This window comes from Cedecea sp. P7760 (assembly GCF_013386425.1).
GTDB classification, from domain to species: domain Bacteria; phylum Pseudomonadota; class Gammaproteobacteria; order Enterobacterales; family Enterobacteriaceae; genus Cedecea; species Cedecea selenatireducens.
This window is the reverse complement of sequence record NZ_JACARU010000004.1, coordinates 1-26000: the sequence shown is the minus strand read 5'-3', so window position 1 is coordinate 26000 and position 26000 is coordinate 1. Positions and strand designations below refer to the sequence as shown.

The following is a 26000-nucleotide window of genomic DNA, read 5'->3' as shown; positions in this document are numbered from 1 at the left end:
CCACAAGGGAGAGGGAACTAGATCGAGCACAAGTCAGTTGTTTTCCCCGCATCACCAAAGGGGAGGGGAACTTAATCGAGCATAAATCAATTGTTTTCCCCCTCTCCCTTCCAGGGAGAGGGCCGGGGTGAGGGTTGGCGAAGTTAGACCTATCGCCCCGCCTTCAACCTCTGATAATAAGACTCATACAGCGCGCTCGCGTCACCCACATCGTTCTGCCATTCTCCGGCTTTAATCACTTCCGCATCCGGGTACAACGACTTATCTTCCGCCACGTTCTTCGGCAGCAGCTTGCGGGCTGCGAGGTTTGGCGTCGGGTAGCCGATGGTTTCCGCGACCTGTTTCGCCACGTCCGGGCGTAGCAGGAAGTTGATCAGCTTCATCGCGCCGTCGACGTTTTTGGCGTTGGCCGGAATCGACAGGTTATCCATCCAGAAAATCCCGCCTTCCTTCGGCCAGACGATCTCCAGCGGCGTGCCGGCCTGGCGGGCCACATAGGCCGAGCCGTTCCACACCATGCCCAGGTTTACTTCGCCTTCCATATACGGGTTGGCCGGGTTGTCGGAGTTGAACGCCGCCACGTTGGGCATCAGCTTTTGCAGCTCGTGGTAAGCGGCCTCGATCTCTTTCGGGTCGGTAGTGTTGCCGGACAGGCCAAGCTTGCGCAGCGCCACCTGGAACACTTCGCGCGCGTCGTCGGTCAGCAGCAGGCTTTGCTTATACTCCGGCTTCCACAGGTCGGCCCAGCTGGTGATGCTCTTCGGATCGATGGCTTCGCTGTTCACGCCAATCGCCGTGGCGCCCCAGATATACGGGATGGAGTAGTCGTTGTTCGGATCGAACGGCTTGTTCAGCATGTCAGGGTCGAGATTTTTAAAGTTGCTGAGCTGGCTTTTGTCGATCTTCTGGATCATGCCTTCTTTGCGCATCTTCGCCACAAAGTAGGTGGAGGGCACCACGAGGTCGTACGCGCCGTCTTTGTAGGTCTTGAGCTTGGCGTACATGGTTTCGTTCGACTCGTAGGTCGAATAAATCACCTTGATGCCGGTCTCTTTGGTGAACTGTTCCAACAGGCCCGGCGGCACGTACTCGGTCCAGTTATAGAAATAAAGCGTCTTGCTGTCGTCGGCATGAGCGGCGCCGAGGCTGAGCACCAGAGCGCCCGCAGCAAGCAGGTGGCGTGGCCATTTTTTCATTTTAACGTCCCCTGAGGTTGAGTTTTATCACGAAGAATCAGCTGGCTGGCGATCACCAGCCCCAGCGAAAGCATCAGCAGAATGGTGGCCAGGGCGTTTACTTCCGGCGAAACGCCGACCTTGACCATCGAGTAAATTTTTAGCGGCAGGATCTCATAGCTCGGCCCGGTCACGAACGAAGATACCACCACATCGTCCATCGACAGGGTAAAGCTTAGCAGCCAGCCCGCCGCCACGGCAGGCATCGCCAGCGGCAGAATAATCTTGCGCAGAATGGTGAGCTCGCTGGCACCCAGGTCACGCGCCGCTTCCAGCATCTTCACGTCGAACCCTTTCAGGCGGGAATAGACGGTGACCACCACAAACGGCAGGCAGAAGGTGATGTGGGAAAACAGCAGCGACCAGAAGCCGAGGGAAACCCCCAGCAGCATAAACAGCACCAGCAGCGAGATAGCCATCACGATGTCCGGGGACATCATCACCACAAACAGCATCCCGCTGACGAACGGCTTGCCGCGAAAGCGGTAGCGGTACAGCGCCACGGCGGTAAGCGAGCCGATAAGCGTGGCGGCGCTGGCGGAAAACACCGCCATCGTCAGCGAATGCTTTGCGGCCTGCAGCAGGCTGTCGTTATTCATCAGCAGGCTGTACCAGTTCGTGGTAAACCCCTGCCAGTTAATGCCGAAGCGCGAGCTGTTGAAAGAATTCACGATCAGGATGATGATCGGAATATATAAAAAAGCGTAAATGGCGGACATAAAGCCGCCGCGAAGCAGGCGTCCGATCATTCCAGTTCCACCTTTTTATTCAGCAGGCGCGCCGCGCGCCAGTAAACCAGCAGCATCAGGCCCATCACCAGCGTCAGCGTAATGCTCGTCGCCGCGCCAAACGGCCAGTCGCGGATGTTCAGGAACTGGCTCTTAATCACGTTGCCAATCAGCAGGTTCTTCGCGCCGCCCATCAGATCCGACACATAGAACAGCCCCATCGCGGGCAGCATTACCAGCAGGCAGCCGGCGACAATCCCCGGCATGGTCAGCGGCAGAATAATGCGGATAAAGGTTTGCAGCTTGCTGGCACCGAGATCCCGCGCCGCCTCCAGCAGCGGCTTGTCCAGCTTCTCAATGCTGGAGTAAAGCGGCATCACCATAAACGGCAGCAGGATATACACCAGGCCGATAATCACCGCGCCGGGCGTGAACATAATGCGAATTGGCGTATCGATAAGCCCGAGCCAGAGCAGGAACTCGTTAAGGTAGCCCTTGGTGCTGAGGAAAATCTTCAGCCCGTAAATGCGGATCAGCGAGTTGGTCCAGAACGGCACAATCAGCAGGAACAGCAGCAGCGGGCGCACCTTTGCCGGCAGCCGCGCCAGAAACCAGGCAAAAGGGTAGCCGAGCACCAGGCAGGCCAGCGTGGCTATCGCCGCCATGTTCAGCGAGTGCAGCAGCACCTCGGCATACAGCGGGTCGGCCAGCCGGGTGTAGTTATCCAGCGTGAAGACCATGCTCACGAAGTTGTCATTATCGCGAGTCAGGAAGCTGGTGACGATGATCATCAGGTTGGGCAGGAAGACAAACAGCAGCAGCCAGCCCACCACGGTGGCAATTACCACATTCTGGAATTTACGCGAGCGTTTCATCTGCCAGCACAACCTCCCAGCTTTCTACCCAGGTCACCGCCATTTTTTGATCAAGCGTATGGTCGAAGTCCGGGTCATCTTCGTTAAAGAACTCGCTGACCATCACCATCTTGCCGTTTTCCAGCTCGACGGTGGACTCCAGCGTCATGCCTTTATAGTTGCGCTCGCGAATGTAGCCAATCAGCCCGTCCACTTCTCTGGCGTCGTTAACCTCTTCCACGCGCAAATCTTCCGGGCGCAGCAGCACCTTCAGGCTTTGCCCGGCGGTAACCGGCTTGCTGACGAAGATATGACACTCGCGGCCTTCGACGTTGGCCAGCACGCGCTGCTCGTCGCTGCGCTCGATAACCGTCGCGTCGAAGATGTTGATCTCGCCGATAAAGCTCGCCACAAACAGGTTCTTTGGCTCTTCGTAAATTTCTCGCGGCGTGCCGTCCTGCTCAATCCTGCCGTCGCGCATCACCACGATGCGGTCGGACATGGTGAGGGCTTCTTCCTGATCGTGCGTGACGAACACAAACGTAATGCCGAGCTTGCGCTGCAGGGCTTTCAGTTCGTTCTGCATCTGCTTGCGCAGCTTGTAGTCCAGCGCCGACAGCGACTCGTCGAGCAGCAGCAGGCGCGGCTTGTTCACCACCGCGCGGGCGATGGCGACACGCTGCTGCTGGCCGCCGGAAAGCTGGCTCGGCTTGCGCTGGGCAAATTCTTCCAGCTGCACCATTTTCAGCGCTTCGGTCACGCGCGGCGTGATTTCTGCCGCAGGCGTTTTCTGCATCCGCAGGCCAAAGGCGACGTTTTCAAACACCGTCATGTGCGGAAAAAGGGCGTAGCTCTGGAACACGGTATTCACGTGGCGGTGCTCGGCGGGCACGTGGGTGATGTCCTGATTATCGAGCGTGATGTGCCCGGCATCGACGTTTTCGAGTCCGGCAATAAGGCGCAGTACGGTGGTTTTGCCGCAGCCCGAGGGGCCAAGCAGCGTCAGGAATTCACCATGATTAATGGTGAGAGAGAAGTCAGAAATTACAGATTTACCATCAAAGCTCTTGGCGACGCCTGCCAGGTTGACCAGCATGGCGTGCGAACGTGGCTGTTTATTCAATTTTTTACGCTGTCCCATAAATGACGTATCCGGAGCGGAGGATACGGGGTTTGTGATTAACCACCTTGGGTTTTGGCACGTTGAGTAAGGGCAGGCATTCTACGGCAAAGCGAGGGGATCGCCAATCCCGATGGCCACAAAGCCTGGCCGTTATCGTCTACGGTTAAGGGTAAGTTTAACGAAGGCTTTGTCACGTTCCGGGAAAACTATTTTTTTCCGTTACCGACTAAAAGTGACCTGACGCAATATTTGCCTTCTGCGGCTTATTGATAATTGATGTCACTAAAAACGAGGGTGGCTAAATGGATAAATTACTTGAGCGCTTTTTGCAGTATGTCTCTCTGGACACGCAATCCAGGCCCGGCGTTAAGCAGGTGCCGAGCACCGAAGGGCAATGGAAGCTCCTGCGCCTGTTAAAAGAGCAACTGGAGCAGTTGGGGCTGGTGGACGTCATGCTCAGCGACCACGGCACGGTGATGGGCACGCTGCCGTCGAACGTCGGGCACGCTGTCCCGGCCATTGGCTTTATCTCCCACGTTGATACCGCGCCGGACTTCACCGGCAAAAACGTGAACCCGCAGATCGTCGAGAACTACCGCGGCGGCGACATCGCGCTCGGCATCGGCGATGAGATCCTTTCCCCGGTGATGTTCCCCGTATTGCACCAGTTAATGGGCCAGACGCTGATCACCACCGACGGCAAAACCCTGCTGGGCGCGGACGACAAAGCGGGCGTGGCGGAAATCATGACCGCGTTGGCGGTATTAAAAGGCAAAAACGTGCCTCACGGCGATATCCGAGTGGCCTTCACCCCGGACGAGGAAGTCGGGAAGGGCGCGCACTTCTTCGATGTCGAAGCCTTTAATGCCGAGTGGGCCTACACCGTGGACGGTGGCGGCGTGGGCGAGCTGGAAAGCGAGAACTTCAACGCTGCTTCAGTGACCATCAAAATCGTCGGCAACAACGTGCACCCCGGCACGGCCAAAGGCGTGATGGTTAACGCCCTGTCGCTGGCGGCGCGCATCCACGCCGAAGTCCCGGCGGACGAAAGCCCGGAATGCACCGAAGGATACGAGGGCTTCTACCACCTGAACACCATGAAAGGCTCCGTCGACCGGGCCGAAATGCACTACATCATTCGCGACTTCGACCGCGAGCAGTTCGAAGCCCGCAAGCGCCGGATGATGGATATCGCCCAAAAGGTCGGCAAAGGCCTGCACCCGGACTGCTATATCGAGCTGGTAATAGAAGACAGCTATTACAACATGCGCGAGAAGGTGGCCGAGCATCCTTATATTGTCGAAGTCGCCCAGCAGGCGATGCGCGACTGCGACATCGAGCCCATCATGAAGCCGATCCGCGGCGGCACCGACGGCGCCCAGCTGTCCTTCAAAGGCCTGCCGTGTCCGAACCTGTTCACCGGCGGCTATAACTACCACGGCAAGCACGAGTTCGTGACCCTGGAAGGGATGGAGAAGGCGGTGGCGGTGATTGTGCGTATTGCTGAGCTGACGGCTAAGGCGGGATGATTAGGCGCTTTGCTTTGAGTGATTGAAAGGGAAGGGGCAGGACGCCCCTTTTAAAAAGGAACTTATTCAGCATGAAAAATCTTCTACATATCCTGATATTTCTAATTTCTGGATGTGTTGGCGACTGCTCCCCTCCTTGAAAACAGTACTAGTCTCAACTGAAATATCGGGTTTTTCATTAAATGTTGAATTAGGGATTAGCCACGCTGCACTTTTACAGCGCGGCTATTTAGCATATTACTTGAATTTTTCAAGCAATGAGTAGAAAGTAGCGCTTCCTACCTCAACTGGTTCTAAATTTGACCCTTCTCTGATGTAAAGCGATTTGTCATAAGTCTCTGGTTTTTTTGTTCTCTCTGCATTAATTATTAATACTTCCTTGCCGTGGTAGTTGAATGGCTTAATCTTATCAACCAATTGTCTTTTCATCTCATCGCTAATGGGTTCATTCTTTATTAAGTAAATGATCTTGTTTAGATAGGCATCTATTGACTTGTGGCTTTTTACTGCCTCATCAGCAATGCCCACAATGTAGAAGTTGCTATATTTTATATAATTATTACCATATGCAGCCTTATGATTTTCTGCACCTTCTTTTGATTCTGCAACACCAATTAGTACTGAGCACTCTTGATCATAAGTATTTATCATTGCTGTTAGGGTTTTGACTATTTTACTTAGGGTTTTTGTATTTATATAGTTCTTGGGTGGACTAGTTTGAACTAATCCGGATTTAAAGTCATAATAGGTTTGCTCTACTGAAGATTCGTTCAGTATACCTTCTAAATTCTCAACTTTTTTACCATGAGGGAACTTTTCCTCACCTGATTTTTTCATGTTTTTAACCAACAACCCAGACAGTGCACTTATTAGAGTTTGCCTATCTTTGTTTGTCCATTTGCTATTGCCTTCCAAGGTCTTGCTGAATAATTTATCATAGCAGTGATGTAATGAGTCATGAATTTTTTTATAATTAGCTATTTCCATGTTGTCATTTATTATTAGTTCGTAAAAGGACAGGAATATTATTTGAAAAGTCATTGCTGAATTTAAAGCTTTTTCTTTGTAGCAATGCTTATTGAATGGGGTGTTAGCGTTCAGAGAAAATACTTTTTCAATTTGATTGAATATATGTTTAACTCGATTGGTTAACTCTTCAACACCATAAGCATTTATTTTTGTGGTTAAAGATGCGGCTTCACTTGAGTTTGTATCGTAGACTTTATCTAAGTAGATAGATGATGTAGATGAGTTATCTTTGTCGAGAATGTAACTTAATAAATACGCAACTAGTTCTTCATCTCTTGAACATCTAATGTTTTCGTGGTTTATAATGCCATTTTTAACCCAAAAAACATCATTTATATTGATGCCATAGTTCATTTTTTTATTACTAATACTTATTGATTTTATATTTGAAAGATTCACCAAATTTGTTCTTGATTTGTCCCTTCTAACAAATGATGCAATATTACTAACTAGAATTGGAAATTCACCTAAAGCACCAGCTTGGCGGATATCATGTTTTGATAATTTCCTGCCGCCTGTATTTATCCTTCGGAATGTTTCATCAATAAACTCACTGTCTTTATATTGAGTTACAGATATAGGCACTGGATAGTTCAATATGTTAGAACACTCTTCTATGCTCAAAGTAGGATTTTTTTGTTGGACTAATCCATTTTTGAGAAGCTCAAGGGTTTGTGCCGTAGATGATAAATCAAAGAACTTACCACTAACAGCAAATTCATTTTCTATGAACGATGTAATTGCATTTAGTCTTTGGAGTCCATCTAGTATCTCATATCCATTGTTTTCAGTATCTATAAACCTAGATGTTAATACCATTGGTATTGGGTAGTTATGTAGCAATGAATTTATGAATTTCTCTTTTTCCTCCATTAACCATACAAGCTTCCTTTGGTACCTGCGATTTACTATGAAATCCCCATTTTTATACATCGAAAATAAATTCTGAACACTTTTGCTTTCTACACTCATCAAAAATACTCTCTTAAGTAAAGTTTAACAATAAATATTATCATAGGCATGCTGTGTTATTAATTTAAGTCAACATATACCCCCCCTCTAGGAAGAGCCTTCTGTGATATGTTTAAAGGTCAGTTCATCTCTTCGAAAAAAAAGTATCCATTGTGAAGGTTTTGTGTTTTCATTTAAGTCGATATGTGTGCTCATCGAAATCTCGCTATGCAAGATTCAAACCATACTGGTCTTGGAAATTGCACTGAATTGTCATTGCCTTGACCGCTATCCTGTCGTGGCTTGACTTACCATAAGTACAGGTGATTTCTGATTTTGCTCAGAGCTAACTGTGGATAATATATAGAAAAAACTGAGTAAATTCGATTGGATTCCAACCACTAATATTGGTAGGTACTATTTTTACTACATCAATTATGCTGATTTTTCTATCTCAGGGGAACTTGGAACTGAGCTAATGCCACCGAGGTTATATATTTATTGTTTTTTATTTGAGCACTCATCGTTATGATGATTGTGGTTCATATAACAATGTGGTTTGTTGCTGTAATAAATGACTATTTAAAATTAAAGGGGGGATAATAATGTTTCTTACTCTACTCTTCATCAACACTAATCCTCAAAAAATCATCTGAGAGCAACGGCCTCATCATCACCTCTTCATTAAGTATAAATAGTTTAGGAGACAGCGCCATCACATCATAGATATTGTCAACTACCAAACTTGGCTGGGTTTTAAAACGGGGATGTCTGTATCATCCGTGATGTCAAAAACAGGCATGTCCTTCAATGTCATGTCGCTCAGCAGCATATTCGTGATTTCATAATCACTGAAATTAATTTTGGACCATGCGATGTTTCCGTTTTGCCATGGGTATTGGTGAAAAATATCCATAGCCTGATTCAGTGGTTCGCCTTCAACAATCGTAAAATCGGCTTTAAGTGCAGCCCTACATTCTTCAAACAATGTCATACTCTTTCCGTGGCTGATTATGTAGTTTAATGTTAACGCTCATTTCAGCGATTTTCTGGTATAAATATAGCCAATGAACCGCTCTTATGATTGATAAGTTACCTTAAAATTTGGAAGCATATTTGATGATACATGAACTTTGGACAAATGAAGACGGACAGGACCTGTTTTGCCTTGCAGGTCAGCAAGGCGATTCCGCTCGCGGATTGCTCGAACCAGGCTCCAGATTGGTTTGGTCCTGCGAGGCTGTTTCCCACTTTGAAGCCATGACGCAGTACTATCATTTTCGCGGTTGGGGGGAATATACAACGGATTTTCCTGAGCAGGATAAAAAGACATACAGTGAGTTGGGATGGGAATAGTATTTATTTGACAATATTTAGATATTATCCCGCATCACAAATATAGAGAGTTAAATAGCACTCAAAAGAGTAACGGAAGTGAAAGACATTCCTCAATGAAACCCAACTCCCCAGTTATCATATTTCCGAGATCCCCCTCGAATTTTTTTAGTTTCCAATAATTATCCGACAAACCACTGTTGACTTATCCAGTACAAAAAACAGAGGATAATAACCAAGAAGCAATCAAAGGTAACCGAAGAAAAAATTCGCCCCTGAAAGGTACACCAATACCAGACGAGGACTAACCACAACGTAACTTATACGGAGTCACATTATGGCTAACGCCGATAGTAACACATTCACGCACACGGAAATGACGAAGGATCAAACGATTATTGCTGAGGACATCGCAGCCTTATTAAAAATGCCTCTAGGCGCAAAGGACGATTTATTTCATGTCTGCATATTTGCCGCTGCCGGGTGGATGAATTAATCGAAATAGATAACCACGCTGAATATCTCGCGCTGGCGGGGCGTTTGCTGGCAGGGTTTAGCGTGCTGAGAGTGGTTTTAGAGCATCCGCCGCCGCCGCATCTCATTGAGCTGTTAAAGGTGGAAGATCAGAGGTGCTCCCGCCTTCGTCGTGATAAAGCACGGCGAAGGCGGGCAGGGAACCTGAGAATCAGGCAAGCGGCTCGTCAGCCATGCCAGCCCTATGAAGAAAACTCATCGTCATCGTCTAAAGCTTTCGCCCGCTGCTTCATAAAAACAACTTCCTGCGGGCTGGAAAGATTTACCTCATTTTTGCGCAGCAGCTTGAGGATATTAAACAGCAGTTCGCTTTTGCTGGCGCCGACCATGCGCGGGCTGGCGACGTAGCCGGTCACGCTCAGGATAATGCCCTCCGGCCCTAGCTGGCTGAAACGCACATACGGCGCAGGCGTCGGCAGGATCACCTCATAGTCCTGATAGGCGCTGAGCAGCAAATCGCGCACCAGCTCCGGGTCAATATTGGTCGGGAAGGTCAGGGCGATGGTGACCACTCCCTGCGCGTTGCCCATCGTGGCGTTGCGCACGTTCTGGGAAATCAGCTGTGAGTTGGGGACGATCATCGTCGAACGGTCGCTGAGCTGGATCTCCGTGGCACGCACGTTGATCCGCCGCACGTCGCCCTCAATGCCGCCGATGCCGATCATATCGCCGACCTTGACCGGGCGTTCCGTCAGCAGGATCAGGCCGGAGATAAAGTTCTTCACAATCTCCTGCAGGCCAAAGCCGATCCCCACCGACAGGGCGCTGACAATCCAGGCCAGGTTGTTCCACTGAATGCCCAGCGCGGCCAGGGTGATGAGGATCAGCAGCACGTAGCCGACGTTGGTAAACAGCGTGATCAGCGAGGCGCGAATGCCGATATCGGTAATGGTTTTGGGCAGCAGTTCCTGGCTGAGCCAGCGCTGGGTCACGCGCAGAATGTACAGGCCAATAACCAGGCAAAGCACGGCGTTCAGTAAATTGCCGGGCACGATGTGCAGCTGCTTCAGCCCGTCGCCGCTTAAAATTGTCACCAGTTTGCTGATAAGCAGGCTCGGGGTAGTGGTGCCAAAGGTCCCGTTAAACAGCGCGATGATGGTTATTAATAGCAGGGTGCATTTGGTGAAGGCGGTAAACACCACGGCCAGTTGCTCAAGGTGCCGGTCTTTAAACCGCAGCGACTTTTTCATCGCCTGGCCGGTGGCGGTGTGCGGTGAAAAAACGGCGGCGAAAAAGTCGGTGGCGAAGGTCACCAGATAATAAAACGCCATCAGCACCATGCTGAACCAGATCATCTGGTAAGTGAGGTAGCGGGCGAAGGCGATGTAGCCGATCAGCAGCGACGCCAGAATCACCAGCGAGGCGAGCATGATCAGCATGCAGACCAGCGCATCGAGCCGGGAACGTTTCTCGGCAGGTTCGCCTTCTTTTTCCAGTCGGCGGTGGGCGTGCTGCACGCGCACCATCATCACCAGCAGGACGCTGGCCATGACGGCGGAAATCAGCCCGTTGGCGCGGATCGTGGTCCCGAGGCTGGCGCCAATCGTATTATTAAAGAGATCGAGGCAGCCAATAAGCAGGCCCAGAATCGCCAGCAGCGGCGGGAAGTAACGCACGCTTTCGGCCACGCTGTCGTCGATTTGCACCAGCCGCCATGAAGGGCGTTTCAGGGAAAGAAACGCCCGGCCTGCGCCATAAATTAGCGAGCAGAACACGGCCAGCTGGAAGAAGCCGTCGACAAAATCGCTCACCTGGGGAGAGAACTCCGCCACCCGCGAAAAAGCACTTTTCACAATGGAAAGCGCCAGCATAATGGTAAACATGGTCACTAACGTGCTGGCCAGCGTGTTGAAGCTGCGGCGCAGGCGGCCATCCGGCAAATAACTGATATTGATCCACACCAGCAGCCGGTCAATCAGATAGCAGCCTGAGAACGCAATCCCGGCGGCGGCCACGAGCAGCCAGAAGGTGCCCCAGAACCACTCTGGCTCCCAGGCCGCCTGCCAGGTTTTCAGCAGCTGCTGGCAGAAGTCGTTGAAGCGCTGGATATCCACGGCCTGGGTGTCGGCTTCCTGCAGCCAGAAGGTGCCGCTTAGCATGCTGCCGCTGTTGGACGTCAGCTGCGACTTAAAATAGGTGCGGCGGAGATCGTTAATCTGAATGCCCAGCGCGCGGATATTGGTTTGCAGGGTTTGCGAGGTGCCGATCGCCTCATCAATCTGCTTTTTGTCCCTGTTTAACGCATTGCGCTGCTGGGAAACGCTGGCGGTTTCATTTCCCGCCCCAGACTCCGGCGCTGGCCCCAGAACCTGCAGCTGAGCCTGGACTTTCTCATGCATCGGCTGCAGCAGGGCGGCCAGGTTATCGACCTCCACGCCCAGCTTTTGCGTGGTGTCGAACAGCTTGATCAGCCGGCTGTCGGTATTGGTCTGGGAAACCTGCTGCTTAATGTTGTCTATTTGCGTCTTATATTGCTTTAACTGCCCGGCAATTTCCTTAAGGCTGGGCTCCTGGCCTTCGGTTTGTGCGGCAAGGGTACTTTGGGGTGCCAGAAACAGGCCGATAAATAGCAAGAAGGTGGCGAGGAAAACAGGCAGCGATTTGCTCATGGGAAAATTCTCAATGTCCCTATTAATGTTTTTAAAGTATGGTCAGCGGGCGATCAGATTGCCATTTTTTATCATCGGCGGTCCAGAGGGGTTACTTATCCCGTTGGTCCAAAAGACCTGCTTTGCTTTGCTTTGCTTTGCTTTGTTTGGTTCTGGTCACACTCTTGTCAGATTCGGCTGCTTTAATCGTCGCAACGGAAAAAAGGGACAAAAAATGACGAAAAAACATGTGTTGCTGATGGTGATGCTGGCGGTCATGAGCGCTTCTGCGCTGGCTAAATCCACCTTAACGCTGTACACCAGCCAGCCCAATGAAGATGCGCAGACCACCGTCAGCGCCTTCGAAAAAGCGAACCCGGACATTGAAGTGAAATGGATCCGCGACGGCACCAGCAAGCTGACCGCCCGTTTACAGGCGGAGATGGCGGCCGGGGGGGCAGTGCCGGACGTGCTGCTGATTGCCGACAGCGTGACGATGGAATCCCTCAAGCAGCAAAACCTGCTGGCGGCTTACAAGTCACCCGAAGCCACGCGCTTCGATGCCCAGCTGTATGACAAAGACGGCTATTATTACGGCACCAAGCTGATCACCACCGGCATTGCGTATCACAGCAAAGCCCCGGTCAAACCTGGGTCGTGGCTCGATTTGCTCAAACCCGAGCTGAAGAACATGACCACGCTGCCCAGCCCGCTGTATTCCGGCGCGGCGCAGATCCATCAGGCCGCAGTTATGGGCGCCCCGACGCTGGGCTGGCAATACTACGAAAAACTGAAGGCCAACGGGGCGATGCCGCAGAGCGGTAACGGCGCGGTGATGAACGCCATTGCCTCCGGCAGCAAGGCTTATGGCGTACTGGTCGATTACATGGCGATCCGCGAGAAGGCCAAGGGCGCGCCGATTGAGTTTGTATTCCCGACCGAGGGCGTGAGCATTGTCACCGAGCCGGTGGCGATGATGAAGGGCGCTAAAAATCCCGAAGCGGCGAAAGCGTTTATCGACTTCGTGCTCTCTAAGGCGGGGCAGGAGCTGGTGCTGAAACAGGGCTATCTGCCTGCCGATGCGAGCCTGCCGGTGCCGCAGGGCTTCCCGCCGCGTGACAGCATCAAAATCATGCCGTTTGATGCCGCCCAGGCGCTGGCGGACACCGAAGCGAACAAAAAGCGATTTGCCGACCTGTTCGGTAGCCGCTGATTGATGCCTGGCCTGGCATTGTCCCGCCCCGACGACGGCAGCCTGATGAAAGGGCTGCTGCGTCTGCTTATCGTCGTCATTGCGTTATTGAGCCTGCTCCCCAGCCTGCAATTACTGGCCTCCGCGCTGCTGGACTGGCGGCTGGGCAGCCACAGCAGCCTGGGGCGCGTGCTCAGCAACCCGACCACCTGGATAGCGCTGTGGAATAGCCTGTACACCAGCGGCCTTGGGGCGCTGTTGTCCCTCCTGCTGGGCAGCCTGTTTGCCTTTTGCCTCGGGCTGATGAACATCCGTGGCCGCCAGGCATGGGCGTTTCTCTTTATGCTGCCGATGATGATCCCGCCGCAGGTCACGGCCCTGAGCTGGCTACAGCTGTTCGGGCCCGGCAGCGTGCTGCTCAACAGCCTCGGCCTGGCACCGGGTTTTGGCAGTACCAACCCGCTTTATTCCGCCGAGGGGATAGCGTTCCTGCTCGGCATCCAGCACGCGCCGCTGGTGTTTCTGACCCTGCGCACGCAGCTGCAAAGTTTGCCCCAGGAACAGATTGAGGCGGCGCGGCTGAACGGCGCTTCTCTTGGGCGGGTTTTCATCGACATCATCCTGCCGCTGTGCCGACCCGCGCTGTGGGCCGGGGCGGCGCTGGCCTTTGTTTCCGCCCTCGGTAACTTTGGGATCCCGGCGATGCTCGGCATCCCCATCTCCTATTTCGTGCTGCCCGTTTACATCTACCAGACGCTCTCCAGCTTTGGCCCGTCGATGCTGAACGAGGTGGCCTCGCTCTCGGTGCTGATGGGCGTGCTGGCCGTCGCCATTGTGACGCTGCAGGGGATTATGCAGCGGCGTTACGCTTTGCCGCTGATCGGCATGGCGGGGCGAGCGGCAAGTTTTGCTGCAGGCAAAGGGCGGCTGGCGGTGGAGATCCTGCTGGCGATCGTGCTGGGCGGGATGCTGGTGGCCCCGCTGCTGGCGCTGATTACTACTTCCCTGGTGCCCACGCTGGGCGTGCCGCTCAACGGTGACACGCTGACGTTTACCGCCTGGCGCGCCATTTTTGACCAGCAAAGCGCCACCTGGCGGGCGCTGACCAACAGTATGCTGCTGTCAGTCGGTGCCGCCGCGCTGCTGATGGCGCTGAGCCTGCCGCTGGCCTGGCTGCTGGTGCGCCGCCCCAGCCGGCCGCTGCGCTGGCTGCACAGCCTGATTGATATTCCCTACACGCTGCCCGGCGTGGTGCTGGCCATCGCCTGCATTCTGCTGTTTGCGCGCCCGCTGCCGCTGCTGAACGTCAGCCTCAGCGGCACGCTGACGATTATCTTCTTCGCCTATCTGGCCCGGTTTCTTACCGTCTGCCTGAAGCCGGTTCACACCAGCATGCTGCAGCTGGACCCGGCGATGGAGGAGGCCGCGAGCCTGGCGGGGGCCGACGCCTCCCGGCGGTTACGCCACATTGTCCTGCCGCTGCTGGCCCCGGCGGCCTTTGCCGGCGCGCTGCTGGTGTTTCTCACGGCGGTGAACGAGCTGACCGTTTCCGCGCTGCTCTGGAGCGCCGGGAAAGAAACCCTCGGCGTGGTCATTTTTAACCTCGACGAAAGCGGCGACAAAGTCATGGCGTCGGCGATTTCCGTGCTGGTGGTGATGCTGGTGGCCGTGGTGATGCTGCTGCTGGGCGCGCTGGGGCGGTATTTACCGAAAGGAGTCATTCCATGGCAGAGCTAAGGCTGGACAAGCTCAGCAAAGTTTTTGGCGAGCAGGCCGTAGTGAAGGATCTCAGTCTGACGATCCCTTCAGGGGCCTTTACCGCGCTGCTGGGCCCCAGCGGCTGCGGTAAAACGACCACGCTGCGGATTGTGGCTGGCCTTGAAGCGCTGAGCGGCGGTCGTCTGCTGCTGGGCGATAAGCTGCTGGCGGACAGCGCCACCCACGTTCCGCCGGAACAGCGTGACATGGGCATGGTGTTTCAGTCCTACGCCCTGTGGCCGCATATGACCGTGGGCGAAAACGTCGGCTACCCGTTGAAGCTGCGTAAGATTAACGGCGCCACTCGCCAGAAGCGGGTGATGGAGGCGTTGGAAGTCGTGGAGCTTGGGGCGTACTTTGGGCGCTCGCCCCAGGAGCTTAGCGGCGGGCAGCGGCAGCGGGTGGCGCTGGCTCGTTGCCTGGTTTCGGAGCCGCAGGTGGTTTTGCTCGATGAGCCGCTGGCGAACCTTGACCGCCACCTCCGCGCCACGATGGAGCAAACTTTTCGCGAATTTCACCGCCGCACGGGGGCGACTTTTGTCTACGTGACGCACGATCAGGCCGAGGCGATGGCGCTCGCCAGCCATATTGCCGTGATGCACCAGGGCGAGCTGATGCAGTGGGGCACGCCGCAGCAGCTTTATCAGCAGCCGCAAAATGGATGGGTGGCGCGGTTTATTGGCAAAGGCAGCGTGCTCTCCCTTGGCGTATCGCCCGGAGCACAGCAGCTGGATCTGCCTGCATTGCATGAGGGTTTTGCTCATCCGGCGAGCCGTAAAACCGTGCCGGTGCTGGTTCGTCCCGAGCATGTTCAGGTCGCGGATAGCGGGCTGAGTGCCAGCGTCGAAAGCTGTATTTATCAGGGAGAGCGGTATCTGCTGGAGCTACGTTTACAGGACGGGCAGGCGCTGAGCGCGTTTCATTCTGCGCCGCTGGCGGTGCAGCAAACGGTGCATGTGCAACTGTTACAGGGCTGGCGGCTGGATGCGGCGTGAGAGAGTCATAGTGTAAGCGGGAATATCCCGCCTTCGCCGTAATAAAAACGATGAAGGCGGGGCGGGTCTTTAGTCTTCGAAGAACCAGTAACCGCTGTTCACCAGCGCGGCCAACGTGGCCAGGAAGGAAGGATCTTCCAGCGCGTCACCTAACTTCCCGGCGTCCAGTTTGATATGACTGGCCAGAGCTTCCACCGCCGGGCGATGCGGGCTGTCGAGCTTCTCGCCGTTCACGTACACCTCACCGGCTACGCGCAGCACGCGCAGGCCGCCCAGGCGCACCAGCTTGTCGCCCTGTTGCAGCGCATCGTAGATTTCATCCGGCTGATAAGGTGGCTCCGGCGGCGCGACGTCCAGCTCGTGGCGGGACTGGGTAATAAACTCACCCAACCAGCTGTTAAAGGTCTCCGGCTGGTTGACGATGTCCAGCATCATGCCGCGCAGCTTGTCGACTTCCTGCGGCAGAATATCCGCCGGATGCTGGCGCTCAGGCACGTCCGGGTCGGTGTAACGCAGGCCGCCCAGCTCACGCTGCAGCACATAGTCAGCAAAGCCGCTGATAAGCTCGCGGCCGCTTGGCGCACGGAAGCCCACGGAGTAGTTCAGCGCGTTTTCCAGCGAATAGCCTTCGTGCGGGAAGCCAGGTGGAATATACAGAATGTCGCCCGGTTCCATCTCTTCGTCGATGATGGCGTCGAACGGCTCAACCTGGAGCAGGTCCGGGTGCGGGCAATGCTGTTTCATGGCGACTTTTTCGCCCACGCGCCAGCGGCGGCGGCCCACGCCCTGAATAATAAACACGTCGTACTGGTCAAGGTGCGGGCCAACGCCGCCGCCTGGCACAGAGAAGGAGATCATCAGGTCGTCAATGCGCCAGTCGGGCAGGGCGCGGAAGGGGCGCATCAGGGCGCTGGAAGGTTCATGCCAGTTGTTCACGGCCTGCACCAGCAGCGACCAGTTGTTTTCGCCGAGGTGATCGTAGCTCTGGAACGGGCCGTGGCTGACCTGCCATTTACCGCCCTGATGGCTGACGAGGCGGCTGTCCACCTCGTTTTCCATGGCAAGACCGGCAAGCTCATCCGGTGAAATAGGGTCGATGAAGTTTTTAAAGCCACGCTTCAGAACCACAGGGCGTTTTTGCCAGTAGCGTGCAATAAAGTCGGGCCAGTTTAAATCCAGGTGATAATCCATATTATTGTCTTCCTGCAGATGGAGGAGCCTGACACGGATTATAACGGATGGCGAGCCGGGTTACGGGACTATTTCACCCTTCATCCTGTTCCGGCTGCTGGCGGGCGAAAATAACTTCCATGCGCGCGCCGCCCAGAATACTGGCGCTGGTCTGGATCTCGCCGTTGTACTGCTCGACAATTTCTCTGGCAACCGACAGCCCCACGCCCTGGCCAGGGCGCAGCGTATCGGCCCGCTGGCCCCTGTCGAAGACCATCGCGCGTTTGCTTTCCGGTATACCCGGGCCATCGTCATCCACGATCAGGTGCAGCGTGTCGTCGGTCTGGCGGGCGGTGATTTCCACGAACTCCAGGCAGTATTTACAGGCGTTATCCAGCAAATTGCCCATCACTTCCATAAAGTCGTTTTTCTCACCAATAAAAGTAATTTCCGGCGACACGTCCAGCGTGATGTTCACGCCTTTACGCTGGTACACCTTGTTCAGCGCGGAGCACAGGTTGTCCAGCAGCGGCGCAACGGAATGCAGCTCGCGGCTGAGCAGCGTGCTGTTGCCGCGCATGCTGGCGCGATGCAGGTAGTAACCAATCTGCTGCGAGATGCGGCTGATTTGCTCCAGCATCACCGGCTCGGCCTGCTCGACGTTCATCTTGTCGGTGCGTAGCGAACGCAAGGTCGACTGTAGCACGGCGAGCGGGGTTTTCAGGCTGTGGGTTAAGTCCGTCAGCGTGGTGCGGTATTTGTCGTGTCGGTCACGCTCGGTGCGCAGCAGCTGGTTCAGGTTACGAACCAGGCTGGTCAGCTCGCGGGTCGTTTCCGGGTTGAGGCTGTCGCGGTCGTGTTTTTCCAGCTCGCGCACTTCCTGAGCCAGCTCCTGAATCGGGCGTAAGCTCCACCAGGCGGCCAGCCACAGCAGCGGTACCACCAACAGCAGGTTGGCCAGCAGGACGTAGATAAACCAGCTCCACACCATGTAAGAGCGCTTCAGCTCAATAGGAATGGTGTCGACCACCACCACGGTCAGCGCGGGCATGCGCGGCGTCGCGGGGTAAAGGTTCACCGCCACCGAGTGGGTCATTTCGTAGCCGTCGTCGCTTTCGTCATCGTGCATGTCTTTCAGCTGGGCGAGGCGGTCTTTATCGTTGTCCAGCAGGGCGCTACTGGTGGCGTAGTCGGCCTCCAGCTCGTGGAAACCGTTGCCGGTTAGCCACTCTTTCTGGATCTGCTGCACCACGTCCGGGACGTTGCGCTGCATCCACAGCAGCTTGCCGTGCTCGTCGTAAATCAGCGCCATGGTCGGGCTTTGTATGCTGATGTTGTCGGGCAAATCCACCTGCAGTTTGCCGTCCTTCCAGCTGGAAAGCGTATAGAACAGGTTACTTTCGCCGCGCAGCAGGCGGAAAGTGGTTTTGTCAAAGCTGACGCTGTAGCCGACCAGCGCCACCAGGCCGTAGGCCAGGGACAGCACCATCACCACCGCGGCGGTAGCCAGTAAGAAGCGAACCCGCAGCGAGAGGGGCAGAATGTGGCGAAAAATTTTCAACATTTAGTGGAGATCGAATCGGTAGCCCTGGCCGCGCACGGTAGTAATCACTTCCTGCGGATATTCAGCCTGAATTTTTTTACGTAAACGGCCCATCAGCACGTCGATAGTGTGACTTTCGCGCAGCTCGGCGTCCGGGTAGAGCTGCAGCATCAGCGAGTCTTTGCTGACCACTTTCCCGGCGTTGCGGATGATGGTTTCCATGATGGTGTATTCAAACGCGGTGAGCTTGATCAGGTTGTCGTTGATCGACAGCTCGCGGCGGGACAAGTCCACCTGGAACGGCGGCAGGGAAATCACCTGCGAGGCCAGGCCGCTGTTACGGCGCATCAGCGCCTGCATGCGGGCGACAACTTCTTCCAGATGGAAAGGTTTGGTGACGTAGTCATCGGCCCCGGCGCCCAGCACTTCAACCTTATCCTGCCAGCCTTCGCGGGCGGTCAGCACCATAATAGGGATGGTGACATCGTGGCTGCGCCAGCGGCGGATCAGGCTCATGCCGTCTTCGTCCGGCAGCCCTAAGTCAACAATCGCAATGTCCGGCGTATGTTCATTCAGGAAATAGTCTGCCTCTTTGGCATCCTCGGCCGCATCCACCTGATGGCCCGCTTCACGCAGCTGTACCTTCAGATGATGGCGCAACAGGGCATTATCTTCCACAACCAGAACGCGCATCGTATTTCCCCAGTCTATTCATAGTATTGATAGTTTAGCGCTAATTATTCATGACAGGGAATAAACCTCGTATAAACAATGCCCTCATGAACATTAACGCTGAGTCAACAATGTAATACGGCTTAGGCCCTCACCCTAACCCTCTCCCGGAGGGAGAGGGTTAGGGTGAGGGCCGGGGTGGGGGGCAAACAGAAGGCAAAAAAAAGCCCTCCGAAGAGGGCCTTAAGATTACTTCAGCTCGTCAACCATGGTGGTGGCGCGGCCGATATAGTTGGCTGGCGTCATGGCCTTCAGGCGGGTTTTTTCTTCTTCCGGCAGCTCGAGGCTGTCGATGAACTGCTTCATGCCCTCGGCGTCAACGCGCTTGCCGCGGGTCAGCTCTTTCAGCTTCTCGTACGGCTTTTCGATGCCGTAGCGGCGCATCACGGTCTGAATAGGCTCTGCCAGGACTTCCCAGTTGTGATCCAGCTCGTCCAGCAGACGATCGCGGTTCACTTCCAGCTTGCTCACCCCCTTCAGGGTGGACTGATAGGCGATCAGCGCGTAGCCGATACCCACGCCCAGGTTACGCAGCACGGTGGAGTCCGTCAGGTCGCGCTGCCAGCGGGAGACCGGCAGCTTGCTGGCCAGGTGCTGTAGCAGGGCGTTGGACAGGCCGAGGTTGCCTTCGGAGTTTTCGAAGTCAATCGGGTTCACCTTGTGCGGCATGGTGGAGGAACCAATCTCACCGGCGATGGTCTTCTGCTTGAAGTGGTTCAGGGCCACGTAGCCCCACACGTCGCGGTCGAAGTCGATCAGGATGGTGTTGAAGCGTGCGATGCAGTCAAACAGCTCGGCGATGTAGTCGTGCGGTTCGATCTGGGTGGTGTACGGGTTCCACTTAATGCCCAGGGAAGTCACGAATTCTTCGCTGAACTGGTGCCAGTCAACTTCCGGGTAAGCGGCGATGTGGGCGTTGTAGTTACCGACCGCGCCGTTGATTTTGCCGAGAATTTCAACGTTGCCGAGCTGGCGGAACTGGCGCTCCATGCGGTAAGCGACGTTTGCCATCTCTTTACCCATGGTGGACGGCGTCGCAGGCTGGCCGTGGGTACGGGACAGCAGCGGGATGTCGCGATACTGCACGGCAAGGTCTTTCACCGCGTCGATGATTTTACGCCAGTATGGCAGCACCACGTCTTTACGTGCGGTGTCGAGCATCAGCGCGTGGGACAGGTTGTTGATGTCTTCGGAAGTACAGGCGAAGTGAATAAACTCGGATACCGCGTGCAGGGCAGGGATAGCTTCCACTTTCTCTTTCAGGAAGTACTCAACCGCCTTCACGTCGTGGTTGGTGGTGCGCTCGATGGTTTTGATGCGCGCGGCGTCAGCCTCACTGAACTCCGCAACGATTTTATCAAGGTAACCGTTTGCGTCCGCATCAAAAGCAGGAACTTCCTTGATCGCTGCGTGCGCGGCCAGCTTTTGCAGCCAACGTACTTCGACCTGTACGCGGAATTTCAGCAGACCGAATTCGCTGAAAATAGCGCGCAGAGCGCTGACTTTGTCGCCGTAGCGCCCGTCAACGGGGGAAACGGCGGTCAGTGAGGATAATTCCATAACAACTCCTGAGAGGTTAACAATGAGCGAGAATTTGTTTGGCCTGAGTGGTCAGGCGACTACGAGAAAACATTAACTGCAGGCGGCCACCGCCAACCTGATGCCACAACACGGCGGCACGAATACCGGCCAGCAGCGCGGCACGCACTTTGCTCTGCACCTGCGGGCTTTGCAGCACGGCAGGGGAGCCGGTGACCTGAATACGTGGGCCAAGCGGGCTGATGACGTCGACATAGATCCCGGCCATGGCGCTCAGCAGCGTTTCGGACTCGAGATCGAAGTGTTCCAGCTGGCGCTGCAGGCCGTTAATTTTGTTGCCGAGCGTGTCCATCGCGCCTTTGGCGGCGTGGAGTTTACGCTCCAGCACCATCAGGCTAAGCGTGTAGCGCGTCAGCTCGGCGTTCAGGCCCTGACGGTTGCTGGCATTCAGCACGCCGAGCAGGGTTTCAAGCCCGAGCTTAAGGTTAGCTTCGCTGCCGCCAAAAACGTCCAGGGTTGAACCCGGATTCTGGTCAATCACGCTGTTGAGCGAGACGTGAAGCGCGTCGCTGTCGCAATGACCCTGATGGGCTAACTGCTGCACCAGACGGGCTGACTGGCAAATGCCGGCCAGCGCGAGAGTAATGTCGTAGTAGTTTTTAGCCACAGGGCTGCGTCCTTGTGTGTAATTAACTGACGAGCGGCAAACGCTGCTCAATAATACCGCCGCCGAGGCACACTTCGCCGAGGTAGAACACCGCGGACTGGCCTGGGGTAACGGCGGCCACCGGCTCTTCAAAGCGCACTTCTATGCGTTCGTCATCCAGCGGAGTAATCGTGCAGGGGATATCCGTCTGGCGGTAGCGGGTTTTTACCGTGCAGCTCAGCGGTGCGGTTAAAGGTTCGCGATCCACCCAATGCAGCTGCTGGGCAATTAGCCCAACGGACATCAGGCGCGGATGGTCATGGCCCTGCGCGACGACAAGAATATTGTTGGCGACGTCTTTATCGACCACGTACCACGGATCTTCAGATCCTTCTTTGGTGCCGCCGATACCGAGGCCTTTACGCTGGCCGAGGGTGTGATACATCAATCCCTGGTGCTCGCCTACGCTTTCGCCGTCCACGGTGAGGATTTTGCCCGGTTGTGCAGGCAGGTAGCGGCCCAGGAAGTCGCGGAACTTGCGTTCACCGATGAAACAGATACCGGTGGAGTCTTTTTTCTTCGCGGTGACCAGATCCAGCTCTTCGGCAATGCGGCGCACTTCCGGTTTTTCCAGCTCGCCGACCGGGAACAGGCTTTGGGCGATTTGCTCGTGGCCGAGAGTATAAAGGAAGTAGCTCTGGTCTTTGTTGCCGTCCAGGCCGCGCAGGAGCTGGCTTTTCCCGTTTACGTCAGCGCGACGCACGTAGTGGCCGGTGGCGATGTAATCGGCACCTAAATCTTCTGCGGCAAATTCGAGGAAGGCTTTAAATTTGATCTCTTTGTTGCAGAGGATGTCCGGGTTTGGCGTGCGCCCGGCTTTGTACTCTTCGAGGAACAGTTCGAACACGTTGTCCCAGTACTCTGCGGCAAAGTTAACGGTGTGCAGTTCAATGCCCAGCTTGTCGCAAACGGCCTGCGCATCGGCTAAATCTTCCGCTGCGGTGCAGTACTCCTCGCCATCGTCTTCTTCCCAGTTCTTCATGAACAGGCCTTCCACCTTATAACCCTGCTGCATCAACAGGTAAGCGGAGACGGAGGAATCGACACCGCCGGACATCCCGACGATCACTTTTTTCTGGCTGTTATCAGACATGGAGAGACTCACGACATTGAACTTGAAAGCGGCGTATTCTATCACGCAGCCTGCTACTTGACACCCTCTGTAAACGGCCAGTTAAAAGCCCCCAGCATAGACAGGGGATAACGCGGCTCCTGCTGATAACAGCGAATGCTTTCCGCCACCAGCGGCGAGCGCAGGTTTGTTGCATTTATAATGGTTTCGGCATCGAGCCACAGGCAGCGGTCAATATCGCTGTCGTGCGGCGTGGTCGGCAGCTGTTTGTCCAGATCGATAGCAAACAGGAAGCGCAAGAACGGCGTGTTGTCCGGGGCAATCCACTGGTGCATGCGGATAAAACTTTGCGGCTCGGCGGTAATACCCGTTTCTTCCCACAGCTCGCGTTTGGCGGCCTCGAGCAGCGTTTCGTCGGCTTCGAGGTGCCCGGCGGGCTGGTTCCACAGTGCCTTACCCTGAATGGTTTCTTCGACGACTAAAAACTGGCCTTCGGCCTGCACAACGCAGGCCACGGTGACGTGAGGTTTGAACATGAGCTTTCCTTACGCGGAGGTGAGTGGGAGTTCGCGCCAGCTGCCCGGCTCGAGGCCGTCGAGGGTCAAATCCCCCATCGCATAGCGGATCAGTCGCAGGGTAGGGTAGCCAACATGCGCGGTCATGCGGCGAACCTGGCGGTTGCGGCCTTCATAAAGCGTGATTTTCAGCCAGCGGGTGGGAATAGCCTTGCGTTCGCGAATCGGCGGATTGCGCGGCCACAGCCATTCCGGCTCTGCAACCAGCTCGGCCCCTGCCGGAAGCGTAGGACCGTCGTTCAGCTCAACGCCGCTACGCAGGGCTGCCAGCGCCTCTTCCGTTGGCTCGCCTTCAACCTGGACGTAATAAATTTTGCCGGTACGTTTGCCGGGCTGGGTCAGTTTTGCCTGCAGCGCCCCGTCATTGGTGAGCACCAGCAGCCCTTCGCTGTCCCGGTCGAGACGGCCTGCGGCATAGATACCCCCTAAAGGAATGTAATCCTTCAGCGTGCTGCGCCCCGCTTCGTCGGTAAACTGCGGCAGCACATCGTACGGCTTATTGAAGATAACCAGCTTCTTTGGCCCGGCAGGCTGCTTGCGTCTGGTTGCAGGGCGGGTGCCTGAACGCATCGGGCGGCGCCCCTCGGAATTTGGTTTTCTGGTGAAACTGCTTTTGTCATTCACGTGCTAAGTTCTCTGCCGTGTTGATAGCCGGATAAAGCCGGGATTTGAGTTTTCTTGTGGCGGATTACTGCCCGGTCACGCGTGCATTGTGCGAACGACGCAGGTCAGTCATGATTTTATCTTTCAGGCTACCTTTTTTGTAGCAAAAATAGGCAGGTTCATCGAAAGGCGGCATGATCTTTATCACGTCCCCAGCTTTAACACCCCGAGTCACGCCGAAGAGGCCTATTTGATAAGTACCGTTAATTTTACGGGGATTGTAGTCTTTCTCGTAAAAAGCAAGAGCCGGTGCATCGTCTTCACGAACCATAGAGTTCCAGGCGTTCACTGCCTGGGTATTCATGGTGAAACCAGTATAGGTTTTGTTTTTTACCGTGAACTGCCGAAACGCTCCCGTCTGGTAATCCACATCGAGAACGGCCGTCCACTCAGTTTCCAGGCCTTCAGTGATGGCGGATTCTTCACAGGTATATGAAACAGGTGCGGCATGCGCAATCCCGGCCACACCGACAAGAGTGGCGACGGCGAAAGGCAAAAATTTCATTCTATTGTCCTTACAGAAGACATAGCCTGGCGCTACAGGCTGACTTTGAGGTGGGTTTATTGCGCCCGAATCTTATCACAAATGAGGTGTTATGGCGCATCAGGGTGATGTCCGTTGCAGAAGATGTAACAAAATTCAAATACCATCACAGAAATCTTTTTCGTTTTGATTTGTCATAAGTTCCTCTATTCAGGGATGAATGTTATGTTCTTGATGGCACAGAAATTTGATTCATAAAACGGCAATAACTAAACAATTTTTAGCTGAATTGATTCAGTCGTACCAACGTAAAAGATGAGTGATTGGCGCGAGCCTGATATTGCAGTAGTATGAGCCCGCAAATTACAAATCATTAACAAAAAACCAGAAGCGCTCGAAGGAGAGGTGAATGGAAAGCAAAGTAGTCGTTCCGGCGGAAGGTAAAAAGATCACCCTGCAAAATGGCAAAATCAACGTACCTCACAACCCAGTGATCCCGTTCATTGAAGGGGATGGTATCGGTGTGGACGTAACCCCAGCCATGATTAAAGTGGTGGATGCTGCCGTGGCAAAAGCCTACAACGGCGAGCGGAAAATTTCCTGGATGGAAATCTATACCGGCGAAAAATCTACCCAAGTTTATGGCCAGGACGTCTGGCTGCCAGAAGAAACTCTGGACCTGATTCGTGACTACCGCGTTGCCATCAAAGGCCCACTGACTACTCCAGTCGGCGGCGGTATTCGCTCCCTGAACGTTGCGCTGCGTCAGCAGCTTGACCTCTACGTTTGCCTGCGCCCGGTACGTTACTACCAGGGGACGCCAAGCCCGGTTAAGCAGCCTGAGCTGACCGATATGGTTATCTTCCGTGAGAACTCCGAAGATATCTATGCTGGCATCGAGTGGAAAGCGGACAGCGCCGAAGCGGACAAAGTGATCAAGTTCCTGCGTGACGAAATGGGTGTGACGAAAATTCGTTTCCCTGAGCACTGCGGGATCGGCATTAAGCCTTGCTCCGAAGAAGGCACTAAGCGCCTGGTTCGCGCGGCCATCGAATACGCAATCACCAACGACCGTGATTCCGTGACCCTGGTGCACAAAGGCAACATCATGAAGTTCACCGAAGGCGCGTTCAAAGACTGGGGCTACCAGCTGGCTCGCGAAGAGTTCGGCGGGGAACTGATCGACGGCGGCCCGTGGGTGAAAATCAAGAACCCGAACACCGGCAAAGAGATCGTTGTGAAAGACGTGATCGCCGATGCGTTCCTGCAGCAAATCCTGCTGCGTCCTGCTGAATACGACGTTATCGCCTGTATGAACCTGAACGGGGACTACATTTCTGATGCCCTGGCGGCACAGGTTGGCGGCATCGGTATCGCACCGGGCGCAAACATCGGTGACGAGTGCGCGCTGTTCGAAGCCACGCACGGTACTGCACCTAAATATGCAGGCCAGGATAAAGTAAACCCAGGCTCCATCATCCTGTCCGCAGAAATGATGCTGCGTCATATGGAATGGTTCGAAGCGGCTGACCTGATCGTCAAAGGTATGGAAGGCGCAATCGACGCGAAGACCGTAACCTATGACTTCGAGCGTCTGATGGATGGCGCTAAACTGCTGAAATGTTCAGAGTTTGGCGACGCTATCATTAAACACATGTAATCAGC

22 protein-coding genes are annotated in these 26000 nt (G+C 54.7%); 6 read left to right on the top strand and 16 right to left on the bottom strand.

The genetic code is table 11. From position 1 onward, the window contains the following. Positions 1-149: 149 nt before the first annotated feature. From potD to potA, 4 genes are read right to left on the bottom strand one after another with little or no spacing between them, the layout of a single operon-like run. A complete protein-coding gene (potD, locus tag HX778_RS01065) occupies positions 150-1196 on the bottom strand; it encodes a spermidine/putrescine ABC transporter substrate-binding protein PotD (RefSeq protein WP_176981103.1) in 1047 nt (348 codons plus the stop codon). Continuing rightward, positions 1193-1984: a spermidine/putrescine ABC transporter permease PotC gene (gene potC, locus HX778_RS01060; protein WP_176981102.1), complete on the bottom strand. Its 792-nt coding sequence runs from the start codon at positions 1982-1984 to the stop codon at positions 1193-1195. The genes potD and potC overlap by 4 nt, the downstream gene beginning before the upstream one ends. After that, positions 1981-2838: a spermidine/putrescine ABC transporter permease PotB gene (gene potB, locus HX778_RS01055; RefSeq protein WP_176981101.1), complete on the bottom strand. Its 858-nt coding sequence runs from the start codon at positions 2836-2838 to the stop codon at positions 1981-1983. Before potB ends, potC begins: the two co-directional genes overlap by 4 nt. Then, positions 2822-3958, bottom strand: coding sequence for a spermidine/putrescine ABC transporter ATP-binding protein PotA (potA, locus tag HX778_RS01050; protein WP_176981100.1), 1137 nt, complete (start codon positions 3956-3958; stop codon positions 2822-2824). Before potA ends, potB begins: the two co-directional genes overlap by 17 nt. Before the next feature lie 284 nt (positions 3959-4242). On the opposite strand from potA, the gene pepT reads away from it, so the two are divergent. Beyond that, positions 4243-5469: a peptidase T gene (gene pepT / locus HX778_RS01045; protein ID WP_176981099.1), complete on the top strand. Its 1227-nt coding sequence runs from the start codon at positions 4243-4245 to the stop codon at positions 5467-5469. A 237-nt stretch (positions 5470-5706) separates the two neighbouring features. On the opposite strand, the gene HX778_RS01040 is transcribed toward pepT, so the two are convergent. Together HX778_RS01040 and HX778_RS01035 are read right to left on the bottom strand one after the other, a co-directional pair. After that, complete coding sequence (locus HX778_RS01040; RefSeq protein WP_176981098.1) at positions 5707-7470, bottom strand: DUF262 domain-containing protein; 1764 nt, start codon at positions 7468-7470, stop codon at positions 5707-5709. Positions 7471-8185: 715 nt separating this feature from the next. Continuing rightward, positions 8186-8443, bottom strand: coding sequence for a hypothetical protein (locus HX778_RS01035; RefSeq protein WP_255483310.1), 258 nt, complete (start codon positions 8441-8443; stop codon positions 8186-8188). 678 nt (positions 8444-9121) lie between these two features. Between HX778_RS01035 and HX778_RS01030 the strand changes: the two genes are divergently transcribed. Further along, positions 9122-9280, top strand: a complete 159-nt coding sequence (locus HX778_RS01030; protein ID WP_176981097.1) for a hypothetical protein — start codon at positions 9122-9124, stop codon at positions 9278-9280. A 220-nt stretch (positions 9281-9500) separates the two neighbouring features. On the opposite strand, the gene HX778_RS01025 is transcribed toward HX778_RS01030, so the two are convergent. After that, a complete protein-coding gene (locus HX778_RS01025) occupies positions 9501-11927 on the bottom strand; it encodes a DUF3772 domain-containing protein (protein WP_176981096.1) in 2427 nt (808 codons plus the stop codon). 214 nt (positions 11928-12141) lie between these two features. Between HX778_RS01025 and HX778_RS01020 the strand changes: the two genes are divergently transcribed. From HX778_RS01020 to HX778_RS01010, 3 genes are read left to right on the top strand one after another with little or no spacing between them, the layout of a single operon-like run. Beyond that, complete coding sequence (locus tag HX778_RS01020; protein ID WP_176981095.1) at positions 12142-13119, top strand: ABC transporter substrate-binding protein; 978 nt, start codon at positions 12142-12144, stop codon at positions 13117-13119. 18 nt (positions 13120-13137) lie between these two features. Further along, on the top strand, positions 13138-14835 hold the full coding sequence (locus tag HX778_RS01015) for an iron ABC transporter permease (protein WP_255483309.1): 1698 nt from the start codon (positions 13138-13140) through the stop codon (positions 14833-14835). Further along, positions 14823-15851 carry an ABC transporter ATP-binding protein gene (locus HX778_RS01010; protein ID WP_176981093.1) on the top strand — a complete coding sequence of 343 codons (1029 nt, stop codon included), beginning with the start codon at positions 14823-14825 and terminating at the stop codon, positions 15849-15851. Before HX778_RS01015 ends, HX778_RS01010 begins: the two co-directional genes overlap by 13 nt. Positions 15852-15920: 69 nt before the next feature. Here the strand turns inward: HX778_RS01010 and HX778_RS01005 are convergent, their stop codons facing one another. The 9 genes from HX778_RS01005 to HX778_RS00965 all read right to left on the bottom strand — a co-directional run bounded on the left by HX778_RS01005 (position 15921) and on the right by HX778_RS00965 (position 24356). Further along, positions 15921-17042, bottom strand: a complete 1122-nt coding sequence (locus HX778_RS01005) for a cupin domain-containing protein (protein ID WP_038473541.1) — start codon at positions 17040-17042, stop codon at positions 15921-15923. Between the two features lie 73 nt (positions 17043-17115). Then, positions 17116-18585: a two-component system sensor histidine kinase PhoQ gene (gene phoQ, locus HX778_RS01000; RefSeq protein ID WP_038473537.1), complete on the bottom strand. Its 1470-nt coding sequence runs from the start codon at positions 18583-18585 to the stop codon at positions 17116-17118. Next, positions 18586-19257, bottom strand: a complete 672-nt coding sequence (gene phoP, locus HX778_RS00995; RefSeq protein ID WP_008453365.1) for a two-component system response regulator PhoP — start codon at positions 19255-19257, stop codon at positions 18586-18588. A gap of 228 nt (positions 19258-19485) precedes the next feature. Further along, on the bottom strand, positions 19486-20856 hold the full coding sequence (purB, locus tag HX778_RS00990; RefSeq protein ID WP_176981092.1) for an adenylosuccinate lyase: 1371 nt from the start codon (positions 20854-20856) through the stop codon (positions 19486-19488). A gap of 16 nt (positions 20857-20872) precedes the next feature. Then, on the bottom strand, positions 20873-21502 hold the full coding sequence (gene hflD, locus HX778_RS00985; protein ID WP_038473527.1) for a high frequency lysogenization protein HflD: 630 nt from the start codon (positions 21500-21502) through the stop codon (positions 20873-20875). A 22-nt stretch (positions 21503-21524) separates the two neighbouring features. Then, positions 21525-22634, bottom strand: coding sequence for a tRNA 2-thiouridine(34) synthase MnmA (gene mnmA / locus HX778_RS00980; protein WP_038473524.1), 1110 nt, complete (start codon positions 22632-22634; stop codon positions 21525-21527). A 53-nt stretch (positions 22635-22687) separates the two neighbouring features. Continuing rightward, entirely contained in the window at positions 22688-23149 is a 462-nt protein-coding gene (locus HX778_RS00975) for an NUDIX hydrolase (RefSeq protein WP_176981091.1), read from the bottom strand. Positions 23150-23158: 9 nt separating this feature from the next. Continuing rightward, positions 23159-23758 (bottom strand): 23S rRNA pseudouridine(2457) synthase RluE, encoded by a 600-nt coding sequence (rluE, locus tag HX778_RS00970; protein ID WP_176981090.1) that lies wholly within the window; start codon positions 23756-23758, stop codon positions 23159-23161. Between the two features lie 118 nt (positions 23759-23876). Then, positions 23877-24356, bottom strand: a complete 480-nt coding sequence (locus tag HX778_RS00965) for a hypothetical protein (RefSeq protein WP_176981089.1) — start codon at positions 24354-24356, stop codon at positions 23877-23879. Positions 24357-24744: 388 nt separating this feature from the next. On the opposite strand from HX778_RS00965, the gene icd reads away from it, so the two are divergent. After that, entirely contained in the window at positions 24745-25995 is a 1251-nt protein-coding gene (gene icd, locus HX778_RS00960) for an NADP-dependent isocitrate dehydrogenase (RefSeq protein ID WP_038473518.1), read from the top strand. Positions 25996-26000: the final 5 nt, after the last annotated feature.